The sequence below is a fragment of the Streptomyces sp. XY006 genome, assembly GCF_002237655.1.
GTDB classification, from domain to species: Bacteria; Actinomycetota; Actinomycetes; order Streptomycetales; family Streptomycetaceae; genus Streptomyces; species Streptomyces levis.
Genome location: NZ_NOKT01000016.1, coordinates 170,608 through 184,933, shown reverse-complemented (window position 1 = coordinate 184,933; position 14,326 = coordinate 170,608). Strand labels below are relative to the sequence as shown.

General features: G+C 71.1%; 13 protein-coding genes. 8 read left to right on the top strand and 5 right to left on the bottom strand.

The window, feature by feature from the left end; translation table 11 throughout:
* Nucleotides 1–89 precede the first annotated feature (89 nt).
* The 5 genes from CHR28_RS20375 (at nucleotide 90) to CHR28_RS20355 (ending at nucleotide 4,992) form a co-directional block, all read left to right on the top strand.
* A complete protein-coding gene (locus CHR28_RS20375) occupies nucleotides 90–1,025 on the top strand; it encodes an SPFH domain-containing protein (RefSeq protein WP_094055086.1) in 936 nt (311 codons plus the stop codon).
* Nucleotides 1,022–1,324, top strand: a complete 303-nt coding sequence (locus CHR28_RS20370) for a hypothetical protein (RefSeq protein WP_179272499.1) — start codon at nucleotides 1,022–1,024, stop codon at nucleotides 1,322–1,324. The genes CHR28_RS20375 and CHR28_RS20370 overlap by 4 nt, the downstream gene beginning before the upstream one ends.
* Before the next feature lie 124 nt (nucleotides 1,325–1,448).
* Nucleotides 1,449–1,973, top strand: a complete 525-nt coding sequence (locus CHR28_RS20365) for a PadR family transcriptional regulator (protein WP_094055084.1) — start codon at nucleotides 1,449–1,451, stop codon at nucleotides 1,971–1,973.
* Nucleotides 1,970–2,659: an ABC transporter ATP-binding protein gene (locus tag CHR28_RS20360; RefSeq protein ID WP_094055083.1), complete on the top strand. Its 690-nt coding sequence runs from the start codon at nucleotides 1,970–1,972 to the stop codon at nucleotides 2,657–2,659. Before CHR28_RS20365 ends, CHR28_RS20360 begins: the two co-directional genes overlap by 4 nt.
* Nucleotides 2,656–4,992, top strand: a complete 2,337-nt coding sequence (locus tag CHR28_RS20355) for an ABC transporter permease (protein ID WP_094055082.1) — start codon at nucleotides 2,656–2,658, stop codon at nucleotides 4,990–4,992. Before CHR28_RS20360 ends, CHR28_RS20355 begins: the two co-directional genes overlap by 4 nt.
* 19 nt (nucleotides 4,993–5,011) lie before the next feature.
* Here CHR28_RS20355 and CHR28_RS20350 read toward each other — a convergent pair whose 3' ends face one another.
* Entirely contained in the window at nucleotides 5,012–5,956 is a 945-nt protein-coding gene (locus CHR28_RS20350; protein ID WP_094055116.1) for a LysR substrate-binding domain-containing protein, read from the bottom strand.
* Nucleotides 5,957–6,095: 139 nt separating this feature from the next.
* On the opposite strand from CHR28_RS20350, the gene CHR28_RS20345 reads away from it, so the two are divergent.
* Both CHR28_RS20345 and CHR28_RS20340 read left to right on the top strand, forming a co-directional pair.
* On the top strand, nucleotides 6,096–6,650 hold the full coding sequence (locus tag CHR28_RS20345; RefSeq protein WP_094055081.1) for a peroxiredoxin: 555 nt from the start codon (nucleotides 6,096–6,098) through the stop codon (nucleotides 6,648–6,650).
* 3 nt (nucleotides 6,651–6,653) lie between these two features.
* Nucleotides 6,654–7,187, top strand: coding sequence for an alkyl hydroperoxide reductase (locus tag CHR28_RS20340; RefSeq protein ID WP_094055080.1), 534 nt, complete (start codon nucleotides 6,654–6,656; stop codon nucleotides 7,185–7,187).
* A 75-nt stretch (nucleotides 7,188–7,262) separates the two neighbouring features.
* Here CHR28_RS20340 and CHR28_RS20335 read toward each other — a convergent pair whose 3' ends face one another.
* From CHR28_RS20335 to CHR28_RS20320, 4 genes are all read right to left on the bottom strand, one after another.
* A complete protein-coding gene (locus CHR28_RS20335) occupies nucleotides 7,263–8,570 on the bottom strand; it encodes an AI-2E family transporter (RefSeq protein ID WP_256984314.1) in 1,308 nt (435 codons plus the stop codon).
* A 138-nt stretch (nucleotides 8,571–8,708) separates the two neighbouring features.
* Nucleotides 8,709–9,419, bottom strand: a complete 711-nt coding sequence (locus tag CHR28_RS20330; RefSeq protein ID WP_179272498.1) for a transglycosylase SLT domain-containing protein — start codon at nucleotides 9,417–9,419, stop codon at nucleotides 8,709–8,711.
* 400 nt (nucleotides 9,420–9,819) lie between these two features.
* Nucleotides 9,820–11,145, bottom strand: a complete 1,326-nt coding sequence (locus CHR28_RS20325; protein ID WP_094055078.1) for a PhoH family protein — start codon at nucleotides 11,143–11,145, stop codon at nucleotides 9,820–9,822.
* A gap of 386 nt (nucleotides 11,146–11,531) precedes the next feature.
* Nucleotides 11,532–12,305 (bottom strand): isoprenyl transferase, encoded by a 774-nt coding sequence (locus tag CHR28_RS20320; protein WP_094055077.1) that lies wholly within the window; start codon nucleotides 12,303–12,305, stop codon nucleotides 11,532–11,534.
* Between the two features lie 823 nt (nucleotides 12,306–13,128).
* Here CHR28_RS20320 and CHR28_RS20315 point away from each other — a divergent pair.
* Nucleotides 13,129–14,289: a winged helix DNA-binding domain-containing protein gene (locus tag CHR28_RS20315; protein WP_094055076.1), complete on the top strand. Its 1,161-nt coding sequence runs from the start codon at nucleotides 13,129–13,131 to the stop codon at nucleotides 14,287–14,289.
* Nucleotides 14,290–14,326: the final 37 nt, after the last annotated feature.

Genomic DNA, 14,326 nt, shown 5'->3' with positions numbered 1-14,326 from the left:
TGGGGTTGCGATGGAGAGGTAAAGTGATATCACTTAGCTAGGAAGAAGCTATGCAGGCGTGGCTTCTCAGAGGAACCGGGGGATCACCCATGACCACACACGACGCGCAGGTCACGGCCGATGTGCCGGAGATGCCGGCGCCCCGCGTGCGCGAGTTCGCGGCGCACAGCATCGGCGGCGGTCTCGCCCTGCTGCTGGGACTGCTCGGGCTGCTGGCCGGCGCCGGCCTGATCGCGGCCGCCACGACGGTCTCCGCGGCCGGCGCGAAGGCCGCCCTGATCATCGGCGGCATCCTGGTCGCGCTCGCGGCGTTCCTCGCGATGTGCGGACTGAACATGGTGGCGCCGGGCGAGGCCCGCGTGGTCCAGCTGTTCGGCCGGTACCGGGGGACGATCCGGCAGGACGGCCTGCGCTGGGTGAACCCCTTCACCTCACGCACGAAGATCTCCACGCGCGTGCGCAACCACGAGACGGCCGTGCTGAAGGTCAACGACGCCTACGGCAACCCGATCGAGCTCGCCGCGGTCGTGGTCTGGCGCGTGGAGGACACGGCCCAGGCGACGTTCGAGGTGGACGACTACATCGAGTTCGTCTCCACGCAGACCGAGGCGGCCGTGCGGCACATCGCCATCGAATACCCCTACGACGCCCACGAGGAGGACGGCCTCTCGCTGCGCGGCAACGCCGAGGAGATCACCGAGAAGCTCGCGGTCGAGCTGCACGCGCGCGTGGAGGCCGCCGGCGTGCAGATCATCGAGTCCCGCTTCACGCACCTCGCCTACGCCCCCGAGATCGCCTCGGCGATGCTCCAGCGGCAGCAGGCCGGAGCGGTGGTCGCGGCCCGGCGGCAGATCGTGGAGGGCGCCGTGGGCATGGTCGAGTCGGCGCTCGCCCGGATCACCGAGCAGGACCTGGTGACCCTCGACGAGGAGCGCAAGGCCGCGATGGTCTCCAACCTGATGGTGGTGCTGTGCGGCGACCGGGCCCCGCAGCCGGTCCTCAACGCCGGGACGCTCTACCAGTGACGGCTCCGTCCGAGGGTTCCCCCTCCCCGCGGCGGCCGCAGCAGCGCAAGCAGGTGCTGCTGCGGCTGGACCCGGCCGTGTACGAGGCGCTGGCACGGTGGGCCGGGGACGAGCTGCGGTCGGCGAACGCGCAGATCGAGTTCCTGCTGCGGCGGGCCCTTGCCGAGGCGGGGCGGCTGCCGCGGGAGACCGGCCCGCTGCCCCGGCGGGGCCGGCCGCCCGGTGCACAGGGCGGCCCCCCGCCCGGGCCCCCGTCCGGCCCTTCGCCCGGGCCCCCGTCCGGCCCTCCGTCGGCCTGAACGGACCGCGGGGCTGTTGCGGAACCGTGACAACGCCCGGCGACCTGCGCGGCCGCACACCCCGCCATGATCTGCACACTCGGCGTATACATCCCGCGTATACACCCCGTGTACAGTCCTCGGCATGTCCATCGGTCACACTCTCCTGGGGCTCCTGGAGTCCGGCCCGCGCCACGGTTACGACCTGAAGCGGGCCTTCGACGAGAAGTTCGGTCACGACCGGCCGCTCCACTACGGCCAGGTCTACTCGACGATGTCCCGGCTGCTGAAGCACGGGCTCGTCGAGGTCGACGGCATCGAGGCCGGCGGCGGTCCCGAGCGCAAGCGGTACGCCATCACCGAGGCCGGCATCACCGACGTCGAGCGCTGGCTCGCGACGCCGGAGAAGCCCGAGCCGTACCTGCAGTCGACCCTCTACACCAAGGTCGTCCTCGCGCTGCTCACCCACCGCGACGCCGCCGACATCCTCGACACCCAGCGCTCGGAGCACCTGCGCAGCATGCGCATCCTCACCGACCGCAAGCGCAAGGGCGATCTCGCCGACCAGCTCATCTGCGACCACGCGCTGTTCCACCTGGAGGCGGACCTGCGCTGGCTGGAGCTGACCGCGGCGCGTCTGGACAAGCTCCGCGAGGCGGTGGCCCGATGACGATTCCCGCCGGTTCCCTGCTCACCGCCCAGGACCTGCGCAAGGCGTACGGGCCGACCACCGCGCTCGACGGTGCGGAGTTCTCCATCCACCCGGGCGAGGTCGTCGCCGTGATGGGCCCGTCCGGCTCGGGCAAGTCGACGCTGCTGCACTGCCTCGCCGGGATCGTCCCGCCCGACTCCGGCTCGATCATGTACAACGGCCGCGAGGTCACCGCGATGAACGACGCCGAGCGCAGTGCGCTGCGGCGCTCGGAGTTCGGGTTCGTGTTCCAGTTCGGACAGCTCGTGCCGGAACTGACCTGCGTGGAGAACGTGGCCCTGCCGCTGCGGTTGAACGGCACCTCCCGCAAGGAGGCCGAGAAGGCCGCCCTCGCGTGGATGGAGCGGCTGGAGGTGGACGACCTGCGCGGCAAACGGCCGGGCGAGGTCTCCGGCGGTCAGGGGCAGCGGGTCGCCGTCGCCCGGGCGCTGGTGACCAACCCCCGGGTCGTCTTCGCCGACGAACCGACCGGCGCGCTCGACTCGTTCAACGGCGAGCGCGTGATGGAACTGCTCACGGACGCCGCCCGGTCGGCCAGCACGGCCGTGGTGCTCGTCACCCACGAAGCCCGGGTGGCCGCCTACTCCGACCGCGAGATCGTCGTACGGGACGGCAGGTCGCGGGACATGGAGCGCGTCGTATGAGCGTCCGGCAGTGGGTGCGGGACCTGGGCATGGGGATGCGGTTCGCCTTCGCGGGCGGGCGTGAGGGATGGACCCGGGCGCTGCTCACGGCCGTCGGCGTCGGGCTCGGTGTGGCGCTGCTGCTGCTCACCACCGCCCTGCCGAACGCGCTGTCGGAACGCAGCCGGCGCGAGGAGGCCCGCAGCGACCACACCCTGGGCCAGCAGGAGATGCCGAAGGCCGACGACACCCTGATCGTGCTGGACGCGGACACCGCGTTCCACGACCGGGACGTGCGCGGCCGCCTGCTGGAGCCGGAGGGCCCGAAGGCCCCGCTGCCGCCGGGCCTGTCCGCGTTCCCCGCCGAGGGCGACATGGTCGTCTCCCCCGCGCTGAAGGAACTGCTGGAGTCCGACGGCGGGAAGCTGCTGCGGGAGCGGCTGCCCTACCGGATCACCGGCACCATCGGCGAGCAAGGGCTCATCGGCTCCCAGGAACTCGCCTACTTCGCGGGCGGCGAGGATCTGGCCGACCGGCTCGACTCCGTCACCTCGGGCGCCCGCATCGACAGCTTCGGCAACCCGGACCTGGGCTCGTCCGACCCCTGGGACCCGGTGCTGCTGCTGCTCGTCCTGGTCGTCTTCGTGGTGCTGCTGATGCCGGTCGCCGTGTTCATCGCGGCGGCGGTGCGGTTCGGCGGCGAGCGGCGCGACCGCAGGCTCGCGGCACTGCGGCTGGTCGGATCCGACAGCCGCACGACGCGGCGGATCGCCGCCGGCGAGGCCCTCGCCGGCTCCCTGCTGGGGCTCGTCCTCGGCACCGGGTTCTTCCTGCTCGGACGTGAACTGGCCGCCTCCATAGACGTGTTCCACGTCAGCGTCTTCCCGAGCTATCTGAACCCCTCTCCCCTGCTGGCCGCGCTGGTCGCGCTGGCGGTGCCGACGGCCGCGGTGCTGGTGACCCTGTTCGCGCTGCGCGGGGTGGTCATCGAGCCGCTCGGTGTGGTGCGCACGGCCAGGCCCGCGCGGCGCCGGCTGTGGTGGCGGCTGCTGCTGCCGCTGGGCGGGCTCGCCATGCTCGCCCCGATGATCGGGCAGGGCGACGACGGGGGGACCTTCAACCAGTACCTCGTGGTCGGCGGCGTGATGCTGCTGCTCGTCGGCGTCACGGCCCTGCTGCCCTGGGTCGTCGAGACGGTCGTGGCCCGGCTCGGCTCGGGCGGCGTCGCCTGGCAACTGGCCGTCCGCAGGCTCCAGTTGAGCAGCGGCGCGGCGGCCCGCATGGTCAACGGCATCGCGGTGGCGGTGGCCGGGGCGATCGCGCTGCAGATGCTGTTCGCCGGAGTGGAGGGCAGCTACACCGCCGCGTCGCGGTACGACGTGTCGCGCGCCCAGATGCAGGTGCGCGTGCCCGACCGCGTCGACGCGGTCTCCGCCACCGCGAAGTTCCGCGACACCGAGGGCGTCCGCAAGGTCACCGCCCTGTCGGAGACCTACCTCTACGGCCGGGGCGCCGACGCGGAGTCCCTCGTCCAGATCACCCTCGGCGACTGCGCCTCGCTGCGCGAGGTGGCCACCCTGCCCTCCTGCCGCGACGGTGACGTCTTCGCCGTACGCGGCGCGGAGTACGACACCGACACGATCAAGCTGGGCAAGCCGGGCAAGACGCTGTGGCTGGACGGCACGGACGCGGGCCGGCCCGACAAGCAGGTCTCCTGGACCGTGCCCCGGGACATCCGGCAGGCCGAGTCCCGCGAGGACCCGACCGGCACCGAACGCGGCGGCATCCTGATCACACCGGGCGCGGACACCTCGAAGCTGGCCTCGCTCGCGCGGCAGGAGCTCTACCTGAGCCTGTCCGCCGCCGAGCCGAACGCCTACGAGTACGTGCGCAACACGGCGGCCCGCATCGACCCCACGGTCGATCCGATCGTCTGGCACGCCGTCGAGCGCAACGAGCGCTACGCCACCATCCGCACCGGCCTGTTCGTCGGCGCCGCGGCCGTGCTGGCGCTGATCGGGGCGAGCCTGCTGGTGTCGCAGCTGGAGCAGTTGCGCGAACGCCGCAAGCTGCTGTCGTCCCTGGTCGCCTTCGGCACCCGGCGCCGCACGCTCAGCCTGTCGGTGCTGTGGCAGACGGCGATCCCGATCGGGCTGGGCCTGCTGCTGGCCGCCACGGTCGGCATGGCGCTGGGGGCGGTCCTGCTGCGGATGGTGAACCTGTCCGTCCAAGTGGACTGGCCGAGTGTGCTGTCCATGACCGGGATCGGCGCGGGCGTCGTCCTGGTGGTAACGGTGCTGAGCCTGCCGCCGCTGCTGAAGCTGATGCGGCCGGACGGGCTGCGCACCGAGTAGGCCCCGGGCCGGGGCGGCGTCAGGCGTCCCGGCCCAGGACCCGGACGGGCAGCGGCCGCAGCGCCTCGCGCAGGGCGGCGGCCAGCTCCTCGTACTCCGCCGCGCGCGCGGCCCCCGCCCGCATCGCCAGGGCGACCCGGCGGCTGGGGGCCGGGTCGGCGAAGTACCCGGTGAGGAGCTGGTTGCTGCGCGAGGTCTCGACCTTGACGGCCGTGCGCGGCAGCAGCGTGACCCCGAGCCCGCCCGCCACCAGTTGCACCAGCGTGGACAGTCCGGCGGCGGTCGTGGTGACCGGCACGTCGTCCCGGCCGGCCTCCCGGCAGATGTCGAGGGCCTGGTCGCGCAGGCAGTGCCCCTCGTCGAGCAGCAGCAGGTTCAGCTCGCGCAGCGCCTGGCGGGGAATGCCCTCCCGGCCGCCGAGCCAGTGGTCGAGCGGGGTGACCAGCACGAAGTCCTCGTCGAACAGGGGCAGTTCGATCACTCCCGGCACGCCCAGCGGCACGGCGAGCAGCAGCAGGTCGAGCCGTCCGGCGGCCAGGCCGTCGAGCAGGTTGGCGGTCTGCTCCTCGTGCACCTGCAGATCCAGGTGCGGATAGCGCTCGTGGACGAGCCGCAGCACGGTCGGCAGCAGATACGGCGCCACGGTCGGGATCACCCCGAGCCGCAGCACACCGGTGAAGGGTGCCCGCACCGCCTCGGCCTCGTCGATCAGCGCGCCCACCTCGGCCAGCACCGCCTTGGCCCGGACGGCGATCCGCTCGCCCTCGGGCGAGAGCAGCACCTTGCGCGTCGTACGCTCGAGGAGCGTCACTCCGAGTGTCTCCTCCAAGGCCGACACCGCGCCGGAGAGGGCGGGCTGGCTCATCCCTATCGCGGCGGCGGCGTCCCGGAAGTGCAGATGCTCGGCGACGGCCGCGAACGCCCGCAGCTGGGCCAGGCTCGGCTGCCTGCGCTTACTACCCACCGTCACTGATAACTACCTCCGATCAACTCGACCGAGTGTAGCTATTTCCGTAATCAATCGACGCTGTGCCAACATCAACACCGTCCAACCCATGGGAAACACCCGCAATCCGGGTGTTTCTTCGCTGCAAGGAGAGCGTGTGCTCACTGTCGGTGACAAGTTCCCCGAGTTCGACCTGACCGCCTGCGTCTCGCTGGAGAAGGGCAAGGAGTTCCAGCAGATCAACCACAAGACCTACGAGGGTCAGTGGAAGGTCATCTTCGCGTGGCCCAAGGACTTCACCTTCGTGTGCCCGACCGAAATCGCCGCCTTCGGCAAGCTGAACGACGAGTTCGCCGACCGCGACGCCCAGGTCCTCGGCTTCTCCGGCGACTCCGAGTTCGTCCACCACGCCTGGCGCAAGGACCACGAGGACCTGCGCGACCTGCCCTTCCCGATGATGGCCGACTCCAAGCACGAGCTGATGCGCGACCTCGGCATCGAGGGCGAGGACGGCTTCGCCAAGCGCGCGGTCTTCATCGTGGACCAGAACAACGAGATCCAGTTCTCCATGGTGACCGCCGGTTCCGTCGGCCGGAACCCGAAGGAGGTCCTGCGGGTCCTGGACGCGCTCCAGACGGACGAGCTGTGCCCCTGCAACTGGTCCAAGGGCGACGAGACCCTGGACCCGGTCAAGCTGCTGGCCGGTGAGTGACGCATGTCCCTCGACTCCCTGAAGTCCCGCATACCGGACTACGCCAAGGACCTGAAGCTCAACCTGGGTTCGGTCATCGGCAACTCGGACCTGCCGGCCCAGCAGCTGTGGGGCACCGTGCTGGCGACCGCCATCGCCTCGCGCTCCCCGATCGTGCTGCGTGAGCTGGAGCCCGAGGCGAAGGCGAACCTGTCGCCGGAGGCCTACACGGCGGCCAAGTCCGCCGCCGCGGTGATGGCGATGAACAACGTCTTCTACCGCACCCGGCACCTGCTGTCGGACCACGAGTACGGCACCCTGCGCGCGGGCCTGCGGATGAACGTCATCGGCAACCCGGGCGTCGACAAGGTCGACTTCGAGCTGTGGTCCTTCGCCGTCTCGGCCATCAACGGCTGCGGCATGTGCCTCGACTCCCACGAGCAGGTCCTCCGCAAGGCCGGCATCGACCGCGAGGTCGTCCAGGAGGCGTTCAAGATCGCGTCCGTGATCCAGGCGGTCGGCGTGACGCTGGACGCCGAGGAGGTCCTGGCCGAGTAACCCTCGGCCTCGGGCCTGTCGTGGCAGGGCCCCGTCCACCCACCGGTGGACGGGGCCCTGTTCGTGTTCCCGGCGCTACTCCGGCGGCGCCTGGGGGGTCGGCTCCGCGCTCACCGCCGTGGCCCCGCGCGGCGGCACGGCATGCCGCACCGCGGCCTTGCGCGAGTACGACCGCAGGTATCCGGCGACGGTGTTGGTCACGGCCACCAGCGGCACGGCGACCACCGCGCCGCCGATCCCGGCCACCATCCCGCCGCAGGCCACCGCCAGCACCACGGCCAGCGGATGCACCCGCACCGCCCGGCCCAGGATGAACGGCTGCAGGATGTGCCCCTCGATCTGCTGCACGGCCAGCACCACCACCAGGGTCATGACGGCCGTGAACACGCCCTGCGTGACGAGCGCGACGACCACCGCCAGCGCCCCGGACACCACCGCACCCACCAGCGGGATGAACGCGAACAGGAAGATGAACACCGCCAGCGGCACGGCCATCGGCACATCGAGGAAGTAGATCCCGAGCCCGATGAAGATGGCGTCGATCAGCGCCACGATCACCGTGCCCCGCACGTACGCCGTCAGCGTCCGCCACGCCGCCGGCCCGGCCCCGGCCACGCCCGGCCGCGCCGCCGCCGGCACGAGCTTCAGCGTCCACTCCCAGATCCGCTTGCCGTCGTAGAGCAGGAACAGCGTGCAGAACACGGCGAGCAGAATGCCGGTCAGCGCCTCGACGACGACCGTGACGCCCTCCAGGCCGGCCGAGGTGATCTGGTCGCTGTTCGCCCCGACCGCCTCGCGCAGGTTCTTGGCGATCTCGTTGATCTGCTTGTCGGTGACGTGGAAGGGGCTGTTCAGCAGCCAGTTGCGCAACTCGTCGATGCCGTCCTGGATCTGGCCCGACAGGTCGTCGATGTTCTCCATGACCTGCCAGGTCACGAACCAGCCGATGAGGCCCATGACGACGAACCCGAGGATCGCCGTCAGCGCGGTGGCGGGCCCGCGGGGTACCCCGTGCCGCCGCAGCCGCGCCACCGTCGGCTGCAGCAGGGCGGTGATGAGCAGGGCGATGACGAACGACAGCACCACGAGCTGGACGGCGCTGATGACCCGCATCAGCACCCACAGCGTGCCCGCGAGGACGAGCAGCCGCCAGCCCGCCTCCGCCGCGACGCGCACGCCCCACGGCACGGCGAGCGCCGGGTCGGGCCGGGCCGGGACGTCGGGGGCGTAGTCCGGGGGCGGCGGCACGAGTTCGTCGGGCGCCGGGACGGACTCGTGGTCGTCCCGCTCCCGTTCGACCGCGGCGCGGCGTTCGTTGTACCGCTCGCTCATCTCGGTCAGTCCGGCACCGAGCCGGCCGAGCCACCCTGGCACTCGCGACATGATCCGTCCTCTTCCCCCGTCCGTGCGCACCACTCCACCCGGGAGCCGTCCGCGTCCGACCGTACATGGCGCGAGCCCCGCACCGTACGACGGTGCGGGGCTCGCGCGAAGGAGAGGATCGGCCGTGGGCCGGTCGGCTCAGTACCAGTGGTTGGCCTGCCAGAACGACCAGGCGTCACAAGGACTGCCGTAGCGCTCGTTCATGTAGTTCAGGCCCCACTTGATCTGGGTGGCCGGGTTGGTCCGCCAGTCGGCGCCGACGGACGACATCTTGGAACCGGGCAGCGCCTGGAACATGCCGTAGGCGCCGGAGGAAGGGTTGACCGCCTTGTAGTTCCAGTCGGACTCGTGGTCCACGATGTTGCTGAAGCACTGGAACTGGCCCGCCGGCACCATCTGCCGCGCCATCGCCTGGATCTGGGCGATGGTGTAGGAGGTCGCGACCGGGAAGTCGGAGATGTCCTTGGAGCGGCTGGCGGCGGCTTCCTTGGCCTCCGCGCGCTCCTTGGCCTCCTTGGCCGCCTTCTCGGCGGCCACCTTCTTGGCGATGGCCGTCTCGGCGGCGGCCTTGCGGGCGGCCTCCTCGGCGTCCTTCTTCGCGCTCGCGTCCGCCGCGATGGCCTGCGCGTCGGCCTGCTGCGTCAGGGACGCGGTCTGTACCTGGGCCTGCTGGCCCGCGGGGATGTCCGCGAGCAGCGTGGCGCCGCTTGCCGTCGCTTCCGCGTCGTTGTTCTGCGCGGTGCTGCCCGAGGCAACGCCGACGACGCTTCCGACAGCGGTGACCGCCGTGGCCGAGGCCACTGCGAATCCCCGGACCGAGATCCGGCTCACACGGTTTCCTTCCAGCATCGCCCGCTTCGGTGACCCTCGCGGACGCAATCGTGCCCCTGGCACTGGCCTCCCCAACTGCGGGGTCACGGGAGGCGCGGGCCCGGTGGGCAACTCCCCCGTGGGGAGTGCCGCGTGGTGCTCGGGCGGCATACGACATCGCTATGGAGTTGGCATGTGCTCTACGGGGTGCCGTACCGCTGGGGGTACAGCTGTGTCGTATGCGGGGCCTGACAGGAGTGAGACTCTGCCGTAACCCGACGGGGCAAGGCAATTCCGAGTTGCGTGTGAAAGCTCACATCCCGTTTGGCGACGGAAATTCACAGGAAAGTCCACACGCGAAGGCGCCGCCCGGCTAGGCTCTTCGCCTTTCCGGACGGCGCCAACTCCTGCGTAATCGCCCCTTATTGCACGGCGACGGTCACATCTGCCCGTCTTCGAGCATTTCTGTCACAAGCGCGGCGATCTGGGACCTCTCGGACCGGGTCAGGGTCACGTGCGCGAAGAGCGGATGACCCTTCAGCTTCTCCACGACGGCGACGACACCGTCGTAGCGGCCGACCCTCAGGTTGTCCCGCTGGGCCACGTCATGGGTGAGCACCACCCGCGAATTGGCCCCGATCCGGGAGAGAACGGTGAGCAGGACGTTCTTCTCCAGGGACTGCGCCTCGTCCACGATGACGAACGCGTCGTGCAGCGATCGTCCGCGGATGTGCGTGAGCGGCAGGACCTCCAGCATCCCGCGCGCGGTGACCTCCTCGATGACCTCCCGGCTGGTGACCGCCGACAGCGTGTCGAACACCGCCTGCGCCCAGGGGCTCATCTTCTCCGCCTCGGTACCGGGCAGATAGCCGAGCTCCTGCCCGCCCACCGCGTACAGCGGACGGAAGACCATCACCTTCTGGTGCTGACGGCGCTCCAGCACGGCCTCCAGGCCCGCGCACAGCGCCAGCGCCGACTTGCCGGTGCCGGCCCGGCCGCCCATCGACACGATCCCGACGTCCGGATCGAGCAGCAGGTCCAGCGCGATCCGCTGCTCGGCGCTGCGGCCCTTGATGCCGAACGCCTCCCGGTCCCCGCGCACGACCCGGATGTTGCCCTCGGGGGTGACCCGCCCGAGCGCCTTGCCGCGCTCCGACTGGATCATCAGACCCGTGTGCACCGGCAGGTCCGCGGCTTCGGGGACGTAGACCTGGCCCTCCTCGAAGAGGATGTCCACCTGCTCGCCGGGCAGGGTCAGTTCGGACATTCCGGTCCAGCCGGAGGAGTCCGTGATGGCGAGCTCCGCGCGGTACTCCTCGGCGAGGAGTCCGACGGAGGACGCCTTGATCCTGAGCGGGAGGTCCTTGGAGACGACGGTGACGTCGAACCCTTCGGCCTGCAGGTTGCGGGCGACCGCGAGGATGCGGGAGTCGTTGTCCCCCAGGCGGTAGCCGCTGGGCAGCACGCTGGGGTCCGAGTGGTTGAGCTCGACACGGACGGTCCCGCCCAGGTCCCCCGTGGGGATGGGGGCGTCAAGGCGGCCGTACCGCACCCGGAGGTCGTCGAGCAGGCGCAGTGCCTGCCGGGCGAAGTAGCCGAGTTCGGGATGGTGCCTCTTCGCCTCCAGCTCCGTCACCACGACGATGGGGAGCACGACCTCGTGCTCGTCGAAGCGGCTCAGGGCGTTCGGGTCGGCCAGCAGGACGCTGGTGTCGAGGACATAGGTGCGCCGGTCGGGCTTGTGGCGCTTTGTGCTGGTCACCACGGAAGGACGTACCCCCTCGGATGAGGTCGGGGAGCGACGGAGTGGAGCTGGACCGGTTGCCGGCCGCCCTGCACGGGCCGAAAACCGGCCCTCCGCCTGCGTCCGTGCTGTGACCGCACGATCGGGCTGGTGCAAAGGGCCTCCCGGGCGGACGGCCCCGTGCCGTCCGCTGAGATCCGACACCCGTGGTTCGGGCGTCGACCTGACTGGGTTATGCCCTCGAACGAGCGTCGCCATGCCACGGCATATGACGGCGGGCCGGTGAACTCCGTGTGACGTGCGTCTTCGGTGGGGTACCGGGGAGAGTTACGACGTGGGACGTCCGGCGTCCGGGCGCGTCCGCGGGGTGCGCTCCCGGACGGTCGCGTGGTGTGCGCTCTGCCTGCTCAGCCGCCGTAGCGGCGGTGGCGGGCGGCGTAGTCGCGCATGGCGCGCAGGAAGTCCACCTTGCGGAAGGCCGGCCAGAACACGTCACAGAAGTAGTACTCGGAGTGCGCGGTCTGCCAGAGCATGAATCCGGACAGCCGCTGCTCGCCGCTGGTACGGATCACCAGGTCGGGGTCGGGCTGGTCGCTCGTGTAGAGATGACGCCCGATCATGTCGGTGTCGACGGCCTCGGCGAGCTCCTCCAGCGAGGTGCCCTTGTCCTGCGCGTCGAGCAGCATCGAGCGCACCGCGTCGGCGATCTCCTGGCGGCCGCCGTAGCCGATGGCGACATTGACCAGTATTCCGTCGACGTGCGCAGTGGCCTCCTCGGCCTCCTTCAGGACCGTCTGCATCCCGGCGGGCAGCAGGTCCGGCGTGCCCACGTGGTGCACGCGCCAGCGGCCGTCGGCGGCGAGCGTGCGCACGACGTCCTCGATGATGCCGAGCAGCGGGACGAGCTCTTCCTGCGGACGGTCGAAGTTGTCCGTCGACAGCAGCCAGAGGGTGACGACCTCGACGTCGGTCTCGGTGCACCAGCCGAGGAATTCCTCGATCTTCTCGGCACCGGCCCGGTGTCCGTGGACGGTGGTGGATCCGGCGGCCTTCGCCCAGCGCCGGTTGCCGTCCATGATGACGCCGATGTGCTTGGGCACCTGAGCGTGGTCCAGGTGGCCTTCCACCCGGCGTGCGTACAGCCTGACCAGCAGGCCGCGCAGCTTGTCGCGCAGGTTCACGTGATCGTCAGCCCCTCCGTGCGGATCGGACAGGCCGCGGCGTGCGGCCCGGTCGTGGCCGCGGGCGGTCCCCGCCCGTGCGGCAGTCCCGGAGGCGAAGCCTACCCCCGCTGCCGCCGTGGGCCGCCCATGGGTGCGGAACGCAAGGTTCCGGCCGCTGGTTCGAGCCGCCTCACCGGGCGGCCGCGCGGCGGCTGGGGGGTGTTCTCGGGGCGTCCGCGGGGCGGCGGCGGGACGTCCGCGGGGCAAAAGAAAACGGGCCGGTCCGTGGGGGGGAGACGGACCGGCCCGAGGGGGGGTTTCCACCATAACCCTTTGTAAGTGATGCTGCGTACATCGGCGTGCCACAACTACTCTCCGGAGCCACCCGGCGACGCGGCGATGACAGCGGAACCCTTGATTCACCACTCGCGCATGACCGAAACATGGCCTGTACGCAGGGGAATCGGGCGGACTACGGCACTTTCCGGTGGATGTGCGGCGCCATGCGGTCCGCTCGGCGACTTTGTCCGGCCATCCCCCTGACGGGTGAACCCGGCGGCGAACGCCCCCTTGACCGCCGACACCGCCGTCCCAACCGCCCCATACATGGGCCGAGGCACCGCGCAGCCCCCTCCACTGCGCGGTACCGCCCGCGCAGCTTTGCTCACGCGAATTACCTTGGTCTGAACTTACGCGATGGGGTGCCTCGGAAGCGAGCCAGGACGATAACGATGTGAAAACCCTCGGCGGAAGATGCGCAGGGGGCGTGTGGGACGAGAGTGACACGACGTGGAGACCGAAGAGGACATCATCTGTCCTACTTCCCTCCTACGGTCGGTCCATGACGAGCACCGAGCGGATCACCTGGGACTCAGCGAGCGCGCGGCGTGCGGAGCGGCAGTTTCCGGCCGGGCCCGCGGCGGGCGGCGTCGCCGACGTGGTCGCGGCGATGAGGGGGGCGCACGCGCAGGTGCTCTCCGCCGCCGAGCTGTCGATCGGGCTGCGGGCGGCGGGCGGGGTGACACGGGCGGACGTGCGGTCCGCGCTCTGGGACGCGCGGTCCCTCGTCAAGACGTACGGCCCGCGCGGCACGGTCCATCTGCTCCCGACACGCGAACTCCCCCTCTGGTCGGCGGCCCTGACCGCTGTTCCCGTCGGCCCGAGTCCCTTCCCGCCGGACGTACGGCTCACCGACGAGCAGGCCGGCCAGGTGGTGACGGCGATCGGCGACGCGCTCGACGGCAGGTGTCTGACCCTCGACGAGCTGACCGAGGAGGTCGTCGCCCGCACGGGCCCGTGGGCGGGTGACCGGGTGATGCCGGCGTTCCAGGACATGTGGCCGCGCTGGCGGCAGGTGATGCACCGGGCGGGCTGGGCGGGCACGTTGTGCTTCGGCCCGAACCGCGGGCGCAAGGCGACGTACACGCGCCCGGTGGGAGCCGAGCCGGTGGAGGCTGAAGGGGAGGGCGCGCTGTTCGACTTCGTCCGCCGGTATCTGCACGCCTACGGGCCGGTGACCCCGGCGCACTTCGCGCGGTGGCTGGCGGCACCGGCCGGCTGGGCCGCGGACCTGTTCGGGCGGATGGCGGCGGCGGGCGCGGTCGAGGAGGTCGACTTCGAGGGGACGCCGGCGTGGGTGGCGGCGGGTGACACGGAGTTCCCCGAGGGTCCCGCGCGGGGTGTGCGGCTGCTGCCCTACTTCGACGCGTACGTCATCGCCGGACAGCCACGGGAGCGGCTGTTCCCCGGGGAGGCGTACCGGCGCGCCCTCGCCGGCGGCCAGGCCGGCAACCATCCCGTGCTGCTCGTCGACGGTGTGGTGGCCGGGGTGTGGCACCAGCGGCGCCGGGGCCGTCGTACGACCGTCACGGTGGAGCCGCTCGTCCGGCTGACGGCGCGGCAGCGGCGGGAACTGGGCGAGCAGGCGGAGCGGGTGGGCGAGGTGCTGGAGGCGACGGCGGAGTTGGTACTGGGGAAGGTGGAGGTGGGGCCGCACGCGTGAAGGGGGGCGTGGTCTCGCGGGGCATGCGGGGCCGGGC

Coding starts and splice junctions, on each gene's coding strand:
- CHR28_RS20375 (WP_094055086.1), top strand. CDS start 90: ATGACCACACACGACGCGCAGGTCACGGCCGATGTGCCGGAGATGCCG.
- CHR28_RS20365 (WP_094055084.1), top strand. CDS start 1,449: ATGTCCATCGGTCACACTCTCCTGGGGCTCCTGGAGTCCGGCCCGCGC.
- CHR28_RS20360 (WP_094055083.1), top strand. CDS start 1,970: ATGACGATTCCCGCCGGTTCCCTGCTCACCGCCCAGGACCTGCGCAAG.
- CHR28_RS20355 (WP_094055082.1), top strand. CDS start 2,656: ATGAGCGTCCGGCAGTGGGTGCGGGACCTGGGCATGGGGATGCGGTTC.
- CHR28_RS20340 (WP_094055080.1), top strand. CDS start 6,654: ATGTCCCTCGACTCCCTGAAGTCCCGCATACCGGACTACGCCAAGGAC.
- CHR28_RS20335 (WP_256984314.1), bottom strand. CDS start 8,570: ATGTCGCGAGTGCCAGGGTGGCTCGGCCGGCTCGGTGCCGGACTGACC.
- CHR28_RS20330 (WP_179272498.1), bottom strand. CDS start 9,419: ATGCTGGAAGGAAACCGTGTGAGCCGGATCTCGGTCCGGGGATTCGCA.
- CHR28_RS20315 (WP_094055076.1), top strand. CDS start 13,129: ATGACGAGCACCGAGCGGATCACCTGGGACTCAGCGAGCGCGCGGCGT.